Raw genomic sequence first — 12,156 nt, forward strand, 5'->3', positions numbered from 1 at the left:
GCCGGTGGTCCACCAGGGTTCGGGACCGTGGACCACCGGCAGTTCGGTGGGGCGGGTGTTCCGGGAGCCGGCCGGCACTCCTAGGTGTTCCGGTAGCCGGTCAGGGCTCCGGAGTGCTCCCGGCGGCGGTCAGAACTTCAGCGACCAGGAGTTCAGCGTGCCGGTGTCGTTGACCCAGTTGTCGCTCACCCGCAGCTTCCAGGACCCGTTGGCGGGCTTGGACGCGGCGTTCACGGTGAAGGTGCCGCGTACGTCGTCGGCGCTGTCGTTGGCGTTGTAGTCCTTGAGCCGGAAGACACCGCCGACGGGGGCGACGAGGTCGACCCGCAGGTCACCGCGGAAGGTGTGCCGGATGTCGACCGTGACGGAGAGTGTCGCGGGAGCGTTGCCCGTGATGCCGCTGACGGTGATCGGGGACTCGACGGTCGAGTTGTCGCGGATCGGGTAGGCGGTGGTGTTCTCGAAGGTCTTGCCGGTGGGCGGAGGCGTGGTGCCGTCGTTCGGGACGTACAGCAGGCGGTTGGGCGAACCGGTCTTCGCGTCGGTGACCTTGTTCGGGGTGGCGTCGGCGATCAGCCGGTCGTGGACCTGCTTGGGCGTCCAGGACGGGTTGGCCGAGAGCAGAAGGGCTGCTGCGCCCGCCACGTGCGGGGAGGCCATGGAGGTGCCGCCGTCGGAGCGGGAGCCGGTGTCGTTGAGGTGGGAGGCCGAGACGATGTCGGAGCCGGGGGCGAACAGGTCCAGGCAGGTGCCGTGGTTGGAGGACTTGCCGCTCGGCCAGATCGACCGGGCGTCACGGTTGTCGGTGGCGCCGACCGTCACCGCGCTCGGCACGGCGGCCGGGGAGGTGTTGCAGGCGTTGGCACCGTCGTTGCCCGCGGCGACGACGTAAGTGACGCCGGAGGCGATCGACTTGGCGAGCGCGTCGTCCACCGAGGACGTCCGCCCGCCGCCGATGCTCATGTTGGCGACCGCAGGCTTGACCGCGTTCTTCGTCACCCAGTCGATGCCGGCCAGCACGGGGGCCCAGGTGGAGCCGGAGGAGCCCTGGCAGTTCAGGACCCGGACGCCCACGAGCTTCACTGCTTTGGCGACGCCGTACGTCGCACCGCCGACCGTGCCGGCCACATGTGTGCCGTGCCCGTTGCAGTCCTGGGCGACGGAATCGTTGTCTATGAAGTCGTACCCGCTGACCGCCCGGCCGCCGAACTCCTGGTGCGAGGTGCGTATCCCGGTGTCGAGGACGTAGGCCGTCACATTGGAGGCGGTGTTGGGGTACGTGAACTTCCGGTCGCCCGGCAGGTCACGCTGGTCGATGCGGTCCAGGCCCCAGGTCGGGTCGTTCTGGGTGCCCAGGGCGTACGCGACTCCGTCGGCCTCCACCCGTGCGACGGAGGGGTCGGCGGCCAGCCGCCGGGCCTGGCCCTCGTCGGCCTTCACGGAGAAGCCGCGCAGGGCGGCCGTGTAGGTGTGGCCGACCTTTCCGCCGTGCCGGCCGGCGAGGGATCTCGCGACCTTGTCCACATCCGTCCGCGCCACCGAGTCCTTGAACGTGACGATGTACGAGCCCGCCACCGCGCCCGCCCGGTCGGCGCCCAGGATGCGGCCTTCGGAGGGCGGGGGCGTGGGTGCCGCCCCCGCCGTACCGGCGCCGACGATCAGTGCGCCGACGGCACACGCGGCAGCGGCGACACGCCGCACCGCAGCTTGAGACACCATGCGATTCCTCCTGAGGGGTTGGCCCGGACCGGCTCCGGTCCGGGCTGGGCCCGCGCACGGCGAACACCGGGCACGGGCGAAGGAAGGGGCAGCGGCGGGGGCTCCGGACGATGGGCCGTCGACCTCGTACGGCGGATGCCGATCTTGGGGGGCCGGCAGATGTACGAGGGGGCGGAGCCACCGCCGCCTCACGAAGAATCGATCCATGGGGGCAGGTCGAACAATGCGTAGGTGTACCCAACCGTTCCGACCGCCCGGACCTCACCGTTCCGGCCGTCCGGACCCGGCGCGCGGCCGCAGCGATCACCGACGCCGGCCCGGAGTGGCGGGGCGCATCCCGGCCTGCGGGGACCCGCGTGGTGCGCTTGACACCAAAATCGAACATCCATTCTCATGGATTTCGGCCGGGTTTTTCCGGGCCCGACCGTGGAGTTGTCCACAGGCCGGGAGGACGTCGAGGCCCATTGTCAGTGGCAGGGGTTAGCGTCTTTGACGTGAAGCGATCGACTCAAGCAAATCGGGTGGAACCCATGGCAGGAACCGACCGCGAGAAGGCGTTGGACGCCGCACTCGCACAGATTGAACGACAGTTCGGCAAGGGTGCGGTGATGCGCCTCGGTGAGCGGCCCAACGAGCCCATCGAGGTGATCCCCACGGGATCGACGGCGCTGGACGTGGCGCTGGGCGTCGGCGGGCTGCCGCGTGGCCGTGTGGTGGAGGTGTACGGGCCGGAGTCCTCCGGTAAGACGACGCTGACGCTGCACGCCGTGGCGAACGCGCAGAAGCTCGGCGGTTCGGTGGCGTTCATCGACGCCGAGCACGCGCTGGACCCCGAGTACGCCAAGAAGCTCGGCGTCGACATCGACAGCCTCATCCTGTCCCAGCCGGACAACGGTGAGCAGGCGCTGGAGATCGTCGACATGCTGGTCCGCTCCGGCGCCCTGGACCTGATCGTGATCGACTCCGTCGCGGCCCTGGTGCCCCGTGCGGAGATCGAGGGCGAGATGGGTGACTCGCACGTGGGCCTCCAGGCCCGTCTGATGAGCCAGGCCCTCCGCAAGATCACCAGCGCGCTCAACCAGTCCAAGACGACGGCGATCTTCATCAACCAGCTGCGCGAGAAGATCGGGGTGATGTTCGGTTCGCCGGAGACCACGACCGGTGGCCGGGCGTTGAAGTTCTACGCCTCGGTGCGTCTGGACATCCGGCGGATCGAGACGCTGAAGGACGGGACCGACGCGGTTGGCAACCGGACCCGCGTCAAGGTCGTGAAGAACAAGGTGGCCCCGCCGTTCAAGCAGGCGGAGTTCGACATCCTCTACGGGCAGGGCATCAGCCGTGAGGGCGGGCTGATCGACATGGGCGTGGAGCACGGCTTCGTCCGCAAGGCCGGCGCCTGGTACACGTACGAGGGCGACCAGCTCGGCCAGGGCAAGGAGAACGCCCGCAACTTCCTCAAGGACAACCCCGACCTCGCCAACGAGATCGAGAAGAAGATCCTCGAGAAGCTGGGCGTCGGCGTCCGCCCGGAGGCCGAGTCCGCCGAGCCGGGTGCGGAAGGAGCGGCGACCACGGGGGCGACGGCGGAGGGTGCGGCGAAGCCGGTGACCGCTGCGGCCACCAAGGCGAAGCCGGCCAAGACCGCGGCGGCCAAGAGCTAGGCCGTGACACGTCGTACGGAGTGGCCGGAAGGCCCCGCGGAGCCCGGAGACGGCCCCGAATTCGACGGCGGACCCATCGACGGGTCCGCCTACGAGCCGGGGACCGGTCGCGGGGGGCGGTCCGGGCGCCGCTCACGCGGGGGAGTGGACGCGGGGGCCGGGTTCGGCGAAGGCGCGGGCCGCCGTGCCCGCTCCACCACCAGGAGCAGCGGCTCCCCCTCCTCGTCGAGGGCCGAGCAGGGGGAGCCGCGTGACCGGCGGGACAAGGGGGAGCCGCGGGACCCGGTGGAGCAGGCGCGCAACATCTGTCTGCGCCTGCTCACCGGGACGCCGAGGACGCGCAAGCAGCTCGCGGACGCCCTGCGCAAGCGGGAGATCCCGGACGAGGCGGCCGAGGAGGTCCTCTCGCGCTTCGAGGATGTCGGGCTGATCGACGACGCGGCCTTCGCCGGGGCATGGGTGGAGTCCCGGCACCACGGCCGGGGGCTCGCGCGCCGCGCCCTCGTCCGTGAGCTGCGGACGAAGGGCGTGGACTCCGCCGTGATCGACGAGGCGGTCGGCCGACTCGACACCGACCAGGAGGAGGAGCGGGCCCGGGAGCTGGTGGCCCGCAAGCTCCGCTCCACCCGAGGCCTGGACCGCGACAAGCGGCTGCGCCGCCTCGCGGGCATGCTCGCCCGCAAGGGGTACGGAGAGGGCATGGCCCTGCGGGTGGTGCGCCAGGCGCTGGAGGAGGAGGGCGAGGACACGGAGGGGCTGGACGAGCCTTTCTGAGAGGACTCACTGATCAGCGAACTCCTCACCGACCTGAGCGGGCCTTCTGAGAGGAGCGGCCGCTCCGAGGCGAGCGAGAGCAGCCGTTCCGAGGAGGGCGGGGACGGGGGAGCGTCCGAGGAGACCGAGGGGGACGGGGACGGATCCGTCGGGCCGTCAGTGTCCGGCGGAGGCCGCTCGGCGGGCGGCCGCGTCGACGAGGGCCAGCGCGTCCGCGGCGGTACGGCCCGGTGCGCGGTTCCACGGGCCGATCAGCCCGGGCCACCCCTGGGCGCGGAGCTCGGTGATCAGCCAGGCGCCGGCCCGGTTCACGGTGGCGGGGGAGCCGTAGCCGAGCCGGTGCGCGGTGAGCAGCGCGCCACAGACACAGCGGGCGCCACGGGCGTTGCGCAGCCGGTACGGGGTGTTCTGCCAGCCCCACTCGGCCAGGATCTGGTGTGCGTATCCGAGGTGGACGGAGGGCCGCAGATCTCCCTGGCCGACCCGCCGCCAGGCATGGACGCGATCGGGCAGGACCGCCCCCAGCCGGCCGGGGAGCGGGCGCTCGGGCGGAGGCGTCGCGGGCAGTGTCCGCAGCGCGTCGTCGATGAGCTGGTCGACGGGGACGGAGAGCAGGTCCCGCCAGTCGGAAGGCGGTCGGCCCTGAGTCGGTTCCGGGGGCTGGGCGCGGCCCGGTTCCGTACGCTCCGCCGGGCGCGGCCCGGGTTCGGGGGCGGTGAGTTCCCACCCCGAGACGATGCTCTGCCACGCCTGGGTGTCGTGCAGCCGGGACGCCTGGGCGTCCAGCTGGTCGGGGGTGAGAACAGGGATCGCCATAAGTGCGTCATCTCCGTACATTTCGCCTCTGTCTGAAGCGAATGTCGGTCGCGCACGGCGATGGCTCTAGTGGAGTGTGGCGTTCGGGTGTGCCCTGTCCCGTTCAGAAAGGGGAGGGGCGGCCACGTCACGCCGGTGGCCGCCCCTCCCTCGCCAGTTTGGCATCATCACCGGCTCGGCGTCAGCCGTCGGCCGCTGCCGGAGTCACCGGGAGGCCCGCCGCACGCCAGGCCTGGAAGCCGCCGACCAGGTCGGTGGAGCGGTGCAGTCCGAGTTGGCGCAGCGACGCCACCGCGAGGCTGGAGGCGTATCCCTCGTTGCAGATGACGACGACCGGGAGGTCGTGGCTCACCGCCTCGGCGGCGCGGTGGCTGCCCTGGGGGTCGAGGCGCCACTCCAGTTCGTTGCGCTCCACGACCAGCGCGCCGGGGATGAGCCCGTCCAGCTCCCGGAGCGCCGCGTACCGGATGTCCACCAGCAGCGCCCCGTCCGTCGCCGCGGCTGCCGCCTCCTGCGGGCCGATCCGGTCGAAGCCGGCCCGGACCCGCTCCAGCAGCTCGTCGATGCCCACCCGCTCCGAAGCGGTCGCGCGCCCGGTCCCGCCCACCTGCTCGGCTCCCCCCAGGTCCTCGGTGCTCACTGCCAGTCCTCCGGGCGCTCGGTCTGCTCCAGCCGGAGCACCGCGCCGGTGCGGCTGAACCGGCGGATCCGCGGCAGCGGCGGGTAGTACGCGTGGACGGAGACGGCATGCACGCTGTCGGACTCGTTGAGGACCTCGTGCACGTGGTTCTGGCCGAAGGCCCGCCCCTGACCGGCCGCCAGCTCCCGTGACCGGTCCACCCCCTCGTTCAGCTCCAGGGTCTTCCAGCCGTCGGTCGGCAGCCGAACGGCGAGCGAGTGCTCCTTGAGGGTGCCGGACGCGGTGGTGAAGGCACCGACCGAGTCGGCGTGGTCGTGCCAGCCCGTCCCGGTCCCCGGCGGCCAGCCGATCAGCCATGCCTCGCTGCCGCCGGGCCCGTCGAGACGGACCCAGGTGCGGCCCTCGGGGTCGAGGGGGAGGGAGGCGATGAGCGCCGTGTCCTCGGCGGCGCGGCGTACGAAGTCGAGGAGTTCGGCGACGGTGGGGCCGGAGGAGACGGCACGGGCCGAGCCGACCCGCGCGGAGACAGCGGGAGGGGCCGGAGCGGCGGTCACCGGACCGGTGACGGGAGAGGGTACGGAAGCAGCCGTGGGCACGGCAGGAGAGGGGGAAGACACAGGGACCGTCCTGAGAGTTCGCGCGAGGTCCCGGCCGTGCGGAAAGCGGCACGGACCGGTAGGAGAGGGCGATTCAGCAGGACGGGCGACACACGCAGCCCGCGTAACGGAGGAGGTCCATATGGACCCTCCGCCACAGGCGCACATCGGTGTCGGTCATGATCTGGAGTACACCATGTGCGCCCGTGACGGTCAATTGATCCTGGCGGCCCGCTCGGCGTGAACGGGGTCACGAGGCCCCGGCGCGCGCGCCGCCCCGCGCTCGTCGTCGCCGCTCTCCGCGCCCCCGGCCTCCGGTGTCCCGCCCAGCATGGCCCGCGCGGCGGCGAGCAGGTCGGCGGGCCGTACGCCGGCGAAGGCGGCCACCAGGTGTCCGTCGGGCCGCACCAGCAGGACGGTATGGGCCGAGGCGCCCGGATAGCTCTCCGCGACCAGCAGCTCCGCCGTCGACGGCAGCGCCCCCACAGCCTCCACCAGGCGTGGCATGAGGCCGGCGGTCAGCCAGTGCCGCCGGTCCCACACCCCGGTGCCGGGCGCCACCAGGATCACCAGCGGATGCCCCTGCCCCAGCCGCTCCCGGAGCCGTACCGCCGTCCCGTCCGGTGCCGTCACCCGTACATCGGCGACCGGCGCACCGGGGGGCGTACCCACTGCGGTGTGCGCCTCGGCGTGCGGTGGTGCGAGAGGGGAGTGCGTGTACGAAGGGGGCGCACCGAGCGCTCCGCGGCCCAGATGGCCGTCGGCGAGCAGGGTGTCATGGCCCCGGGCGGCTCCCGGTACCAGCGTCCGCAGCCCTCCGCCGCCCCGCAGTATCGGCAGGGACTGGTCGGCGGCGCGGAGCCGGGCGGCCACGGCGGCCCGGCGTTCGGCCTGGTAGCTGTCGAGGAGCAGATCGGCACCGCCGTGGTGCCAGGCGTGGGCGAGCTTCCAGGCCAGGTTCTCGGCGTCCCGGATCCCCTCGTCAAGCCCCTGGGTGCCGAGTGCTCCCAGCAGATGCGCCGCGTCCCCGGCCAGGAACGCCCGCTGCACCCGCCACCGCCGGGCGAGGCGGTGGTGGAGCGTGTGGACGCCGGTGTCCAGCAGCTCGTACGGCGGGGTCTCGCCGCACCAGCCGGCCAGGGTGTCCCGGATGCGGGCGATCAGGGCGTCCGGGGTGACCAGTTCGCCGCGCGGCGGGAGCAGCCAGTCCAGCCGCCAGACCCCGTCCGGCAGCGGCCGCGCGCTGATCTCTCCGCCGCCGTTGCGCCACGGCGGCTGCCGGTGCAGCACGGCCTCGCCGGGCCAGGGCAGTTCGGCCCGGAGTGCGGCGACGGCGTGCCGCTCCACCGCCGTACGACCGGGAAACCTGATGTCCAGGAGCTTGCGCACGGTCGACCGGGCGCCGTCGCAGCCGACCAGATAGCTGCCGCGCCACCAGGTCGAACCGGGCCCCTTGGTGTGCACCGTGACACCGTCGCGGTCCTGCTCCAGGGTGTCGAGGCGGCTCAGGGGCACCAGCTTCACCAGCGGCGCCGCCGCGACCGCCGCGCGCAGGGCGGAGGCCAGGGCGTGCTGCGGAACGTGGAGGGGGGCCGGGAGCAGCGGAACGTCCTCGTCACCGGAGTCGGCGAGGCCACCGGAGCCGCCGCGCCCCGCGCCCATCGGCACCTCACGGACCGGCTGCCTGCGGCGCATCAGGCGCCATCCGCTCCACCGCAGCCCGTCCTTCTCCAGGTGGGCGGCGCCCAGGCGCTCCACCAGGTCAGCGGTGTCCTCACGCAGCACCACCGTGCGGGCGAGACGTACTTCCTCCGTGCCGGGACCCTCGTCCAGGAGCACGCACGGGACGCCCTGGGCGGCGAGGGCCAGCGACAGCGTCAGACCGACGGGTCCGGCGCCGACGACGATCACCGGGTCCACGGCGCGTGTCCTCCGGCCCGTACGGTCATGCGGAACGTGGTGGTGGAAGCCGGGTGCGTGATCACAGAACGTATGCAACCCATTGGGGATGCTTGCGTCAAGTGACCGAGGCAGCGACGCGTGCGCCGCTGCCTCGGATGCTTCTGCCGACCGGAGTGGCGGGGCGTCAGTTCTGCGTCACTCCGCCCCCACCAGCACCGTCGGCACCGGTGCCTGCGCCCCCTGCGCCCCCCGCGTCCGGGCCGGGGATGCCGAACGTGCCGGCCGTCGCGTCGATGGTTCCGGGGGCCTGGACGGCCGGCGCCACCGCGATGCCGGTCTTGGCGCGGCGGCCGCGCTTCTCGATCCAGGTCGCCAGCGACGAGAGCAGCAGACACAGCGCGATGTAGATCGTGCCGATGACGGTGATCGTCGAGACGTACGGGTACTGCTCGTTCACCAGCGTGTTGGAGGCGATCAGACGCGCGGTCTGGAGCAGCTCCGGGTACAGGATGATGAAGCCGAGCGAGGTGTCCTTGAGGGTCACCACGAGCTGGCTGATGATCGTCGGCAGCATGGACCGGACGGCCTGCGGCATCAGGACGGTGACCATGACCTGGGTCTTGCGCATGCCGAGCGCGTACGCGGCCTCGCTCTGTCCCCGGGGGACGGCGTTGACGCCGGCGCGCAGCACCTCGGCCTGGACGCAGCCGTTGTAGATGGACAGGCCCGCCGCCAGCGCCCACATCGAGTAGTCGGTGAGGAAGCCGACCCAGATGGCGTAGATCGTGATCAGCAGCGGGAGCGAGCGGAACAACTCGATGAAGGTGGTCGCCACCCAGCGGACCGGCTTGTGGTCGGAGAGGCGCCCCACCGCGAGCAGTACGCCCAGCACGAGCGAGCCGACCGCGGCCAGGCCGAAGGCCTTGAGGGTGGCGACGAGGGCGTCGGCGATGTTCTGCCGGATGCCCGCGTAGTTGAAGATGTCCCACATCTCGGGGGCCAGGTGGCCCTTTTCGGCGAGCCGCAGCAGGCTGACGCCGATCAGCGCCGCGATGGCGAGCGTGCCGATGACGGCGTACAGGCGGTTGCGGACGACGGCCTTGGGGCCCGGGGCGTCGTAGAGAACGCTGGCGCTCATCGGGCGACCTCCATGCGACGCTCCAGCAGCCGGAAGAGGCCGCTGATGGTAAACGTGACGACCAGGTAGCCGAGGGCCACCCAGATGAAGACGGGGACGATGTCGTAACCCTTGTCGCTCATCAGCTTCTGCCAGCCGAAGAGCTCGGCGACGCTGAAGGCACCGGCGATCGCGGAGTTCTTGGTGAGCGCGATGAAGATGCTGCTCAGCGGGGCGATGACGGTCCTCGTGGCCTGGGGGAGCACCACGATGCGCAAGGTCTGGGCGAACGTCATGCCGATCGAACGCGCTGCCTCGGCCTGTCCCAGCGGCACGGTGTTGATGCCGGAGCGGACCGCCTCGCAGACGAAGGAGGAGGTGTAGAAGCCGAGGGCAAGCGAGCCGAGCACGAAGGGGCTCATCCCCGGGAAGAGGATCTCCGGGACGACGAAGAAGAAGATCAGGAAGAGCAGCGTCAGCGGGGTGTTGCGCATCAGCGTCACCCAGGTGGTGCCGAAGTACCGCAGCGGCGGCACCGGCGAGACCCGGAACCCGGCGATGACCACGCCGAGGACGAGGGCGATAACCGAGCTGACGGCGGTGATCGACACGGTTCCTATGAAGCCGTCGCGGAACTCTGGGAAATTGTCGAGCAGTACGTTCATGAGGTCTCCGCGTCGGCGGTCAGCGGCATCAGGGCAGGGGAAGGGGCGCCCCGTACGTCCGCCGCGCCCCGCAGGGGCGGCGGCGTACGGGACGCCTCAAGTCACACGCGGTGCGTCGGTGACGGGGCGTCGGCCGGGGGACGGCCGGGCGGCGTCAGTAGCGCTCGAGCGCCGGCGGCTCGATGTAGTCCGAACCGGACAGGCCCAGCGTGGCCTCGTAGATCTTCTTGTACGTGCCGTCCTTGACGTGGTTCTCCAGCGAGTTGTTGATCGCGTCGCGCAGGACCTTGTCGTCCTTGTTCAGGCCGACGCCGTAGGGCTCGCTGGTGAACGGCTGGCCGACGACCTTGAGCTTGCCGGGGTTGGCGGCCGCGTAACCCTTGAGGATCGAGTCGTCCGTGGTGAGGGCGTCGACCTGCTTGGTCAGCACCTGCTGCACGCAGTCGGAGTACTTGGCCAACTCGACGACGTTCGCGCCGTACTCGGGCTTCTTGATCTCCTGGAGCGGCGTGGAGCCGACGATCGAGCAGACCTTCTTGCCCTTCACCGACTCCTTGCCCTTGATCGAGTCGTCGTCCTTGCGGACCAGGAGGTCGGCGCCCGCCTTGTAGTACGGACCGGCGAAGCCGACCTGCTTCTTGCGCTCGTCGTTGATCGTGTACGTACCGACGAAGTAGTCGACCTGGCCCTTGGAGATGGCCGTCTCACGGATGCCGGAGTCGACGGTCTTCCACTCGATCTGCTTCTCCGTGAAGCCGAGGTCCGCCGCGATCATCTTGGCGATCTCGATGTCGAAGCCGGAGCGCTCCTTGGTGGACTGGTCCTCGAAGCCGAGGTAGGGCTGGTCCGCCTTGGCGCCGATGATCAGCTTGCCGCGCTGCTTCGCCTTCTTGAAGACCGGCGAGTCCAGGTCGACGTCCTTGGCGACGGTGTACGTGGGCAGCTCGGGGGCCTCGGAGGAACCGGGCTTGGTGCCGCCCGGTTTGTCACCGGCGGAACCCTCCTTGCCACCACACGCGGTCGCGGTCAGGGCGAGGACGGCGATGGCCGCGACGGCGGCCGACTTGCGGAGCTTCATGTGAGTTTTCCTTATGCCGTAGGTCGTTGTCGTCAGTCGTCGGTCGTCAGTGGTGCAGGATCTTCGACAGGAAGTCCTTGGCCCGGTCGCTGCGCGGGTTGCTGAAGAACTGCTCGGGCGTGGCCTCTTCGACGATCTTTCCGTCCGCCATGAACACCACGCGGTTGGCGGCGGAGCGGGCGAAGCCCATCTCGTGGGTGACGACGATCATCGTCATCCCGTCCCGGGCCAGCTGCTGCATGACTTCCAGGACCTCGTTGATCATCTCCGGGTCGAGAGCCGACGTGGGCTCGTCGAAGAGCATGACCTTCGGGTCCATCGCCAACGCCCGCGCGATCGCGACGCGTTGCTGCTGGCCACCGGAGAGCTGTGCCGGGTACTTGTCGGCCTGCACGCCGACGCCCACGCGGTCGAGAAGGGTGCGGGCCTTCTCCTCCGCGGCCTTCTTGTCCGCCTTGCGGACCTTGGTCTGGCCCAGCACGACGTTCTCCAGCACCGTCTTGTGCGCGAAGAGATTGAACGACTGGAAGACCATGCCCACGTCTGCGCGCAGCCGCGCCAGCTCCTTGCCCTCCTGGGGCAGGGGCTTGCCGTCGATCGAGATCGCACCCGAATCGATCGTCTCCAAGCGGTTGATCGTGCGGCACAGCGTGGACTTCCCGGACCCGGAGGGCCCGATGACGACCACGACCTCGCCACGGGCGATGGTCAGGTCGATGTCCTGGAGCACATGCAGCGCGCCGAAGTGCTTGTTGACGTCGCTCAGTACGACAAGGTCGTCGCCCGCGGGCGCGGCATCCTCGGCGGCCTTGGTCACTGAAACTCCGCTCATCGGCTTCTTGCTCCGTCCTCCTCGGGTGCCAAGGACACTAATGACGCGGTGCGACCAGCGTCATTACATCTGAGCGGAAATTGAGCATAACGATCCGGCGGCAACCGGACACTCCGCGTGAAGGGGACGCCACGCGCAGCTGCGGGGCGTACCGGGTGCATAACGGAAACCCTGCTGTAACCGGCAACCTCTTGACTGGCATACCCGTCATCGGAGTGGATGCCCTGTGCGGCAAAAGAACGTGAAGCACCGCTGAACGGAGAGTTTCGCCGGGGATCTTCCAGGTGAAGCGCGCGAAACTTGAGGTATCGCCCGGTGACGCCGTGCGACGGTGGCGTGAGATCACGACCGGTTAC

General features: G+C 70.6%; 11 protein-coding genes. 2 read left to right on the plus strand and 9 right to left on the minus strand.

Going from position 1 to position 12,156, the window contains the following annotated elements; all coding sequences use genetic code 11:
- Positions 1-129: 129 nt before the first annotated feature.
- A complete protein-coding gene (locus GTY67_RS26925; RefSeq protein WP_161280567.1) occupies positions 130-1,719 on the minus strand; it encodes a S8 family peptidase in 1,590 nt (529 codons plus the stop codon).
- A 530-nt stretch (positions 1,720-2,249) separates the two neighbouring features.
- Between GTY67_RS26925 and recA the strand changes: the two genes are divergently transcribed.
- Together recA and recX are read left to right on the plus strand one after the other, a co-directional pair.
- Positions 2,250-3,380 carry a recombinase RecA gene (gene recA / locus GTY67_RS26930; RefSeq protein ID WP_161280568.1) on the plus strand — a complete coding sequence of 377 codons (1,131 nt, stop codon included), beginning with the start codon at positions 2,250-2,252 and terminating at the stop codon, positions 3,378-3,380.
- A 3-nt stretch (positions 3,381-3,383) separates the two neighbouring features.
- On the plus strand, positions 3,384-4,154 hold the full coding sequence (gene recX, locus GTY67_RS26935; RefSeq protein ID WP_093692345.1) for a recombination regulator RecX: 771 nt from the start codon (positions 3,384-3,386) through the stop codon (positions 4,152-4,154).
- A gap of 156 nt (positions 4,155-4,310) precedes the next feature.
- On the opposite strand, the gene GTY67_RS26940 is transcribed toward recX, so the two are convergent.
- The 8 genes from GTY67_RS26940 to GTY67_RS26975 form a co-directional block, all read right to left on the minus strand.
- Positions 4,311-4,970, minus strand: a complete 660-nt coding sequence (locus tag GTY67_RS26940) for a hypothetical protein (protein WP_161280569.1) — start codon at positions 4,968-4,970, stop codon at positions 4,311-4,313.
- Positions 4,971-5,151: 181 nt separating this feature from the next.
- Positions 5,152-5,595 carry a rhodanese-like domain-containing protein gene (locus GTY67_RS26945; RefSeq protein ID WP_202462533.1) on the minus strand — a complete coding sequence of 148 codons (444 nt, stop codon included), beginning with the start codon at positions 5,593-5,595 and terminating at the stop codon, positions 5,152-5,154.
- 11 nt (positions 5,596-5,606) lie between these two features.
- On the minus strand, positions 5,607-6,227 hold the full coding sequence (locus GTY67_RS26950) for a cysteine dioxygenase (RefSeq protein WP_161280570.1): 621 nt from the start codon (positions 6,225-6,227) through the stop codon (positions 5,607-5,609).
- Positions 6,228-6,419: 192 nt separating this feature from the next.
- On the minus strand, positions 6,420-8,126 hold the full coding sequence (locus GTY67_RS26955) for an FAD-dependent monooxygenase (protein WP_161280571.1): 1,707 nt from the start codon (positions 8,124-8,126) through the stop codon (positions 6,420-6,422).
- A gap of 166 nt (positions 8,127-8,292) precedes the next feature.
- On the minus strand, positions 8,293-9,246 hold the full coding sequence (locus GTY67_RS26960) for an amino acid ABC transporter permease (RefSeq protein ID WP_093692341.1): 954 nt from the start codon (positions 9,244-9,246) through the stop codon (positions 8,293-8,295).
- Positions 9,243-9,890: an amino acid ABC transporter permease gene (locus GTY67_RS26965; RefSeq protein ID WP_093692340.1), complete on the minus strand. Its 648-nt coding sequence runs from the start codon at positions 9,888-9,890 to the stop codon at positions 9,243-9,245. The genes GTY67_RS26960 and GTY67_RS26965 overlap by 4 nt, the downstream gene beginning before the upstream one ends.
- A gap of 154 nt (positions 9,891-10,044) precedes the next feature.
- Positions 10,045-10,968: a glutamate ABC transporter substrate-binding protein gene (locus GTY67_RS26970; protein ID WP_093692339.1), complete on the minus strand. Its 924-nt coding sequence runs from the start codon at positions 10,966-10,968 to the stop codon at positions 10,045-10,047.
- 46 nt (positions 10,969-11,014) lie between these two features.
- Positions 11,015-11,800, minus strand: a complete 786-nt coding sequence (locus GTY67_RS26975; RefSeq protein WP_093692338.1) for an amino acid ABC transporter ATP-binding protein — start codon at positions 11,798-11,800, stop codon at positions 11,015-11,017.
- Between the last annotated feature and the right edge of the window lie 356 nt (positions 11,801-12,156).

The organism is Streptomyces sp. SID8374, assembly GCF_009865135.1.
Lineage (GTDB): Bacteria > Actinomycetota > Actinomycetes > Streptomycetales > Streptomycetaceae > Streptomyces.

Bases quoted from the DNA above. Each gene is read 5' to 3' on its own strand.
- GTY67_RS26925 (WP_161280567.1), bottom strand. From the start codon at position 1,719: ATGGTGTCTCAAGCTGCGGTGCGGCGTGTCGCCGCTGCCGCGTGTGCC.
- recA (WP_161280568.1), top strand. From the start codon at position 2,250: ATGGCAGGAACCGACCGCGAGAAGGCGTTGGACGCCGCACTCGCACAG.
- GTY67_RS26940 (WP_161280569.1), bottom strand. From the start codon at position 4,970: ATGGCGATCCCTGTTCTCACCCCCGACCAGCTGGACGCCCAGGCGTCC.
- GTY67_RS26960 (WP_093692341.1), bottom strand. From the start codon at position 9,246: ATGAGCGCCAGCGTTCTCTACGACGCCCCGGGCCCCAAGGCCGTCGTC.
- GTY67_RS26965 (WP_093692340.1), bottom strand. From the start codon at position 9,890: ATGAACGTACTGCTCGACAATTTCCCAGAGTTCCGCGACGGCTTCATA.
- GTY67_RS26970 (WP_093692339.1), bottom strand. From the start codon at position 10,968: ATGAAGCTCCGCAAGTCGGCCGCCGTCGCGGCCATCGCCGTCCTCGCC.
- GTY67_RS26975 (WP_093692338.1), bottom strand. From the start codon at position 11,800: ATGAGCGGAGTTTCAGTGACCAAGGCCGCCGAGGATGCCGCGCCCGCG.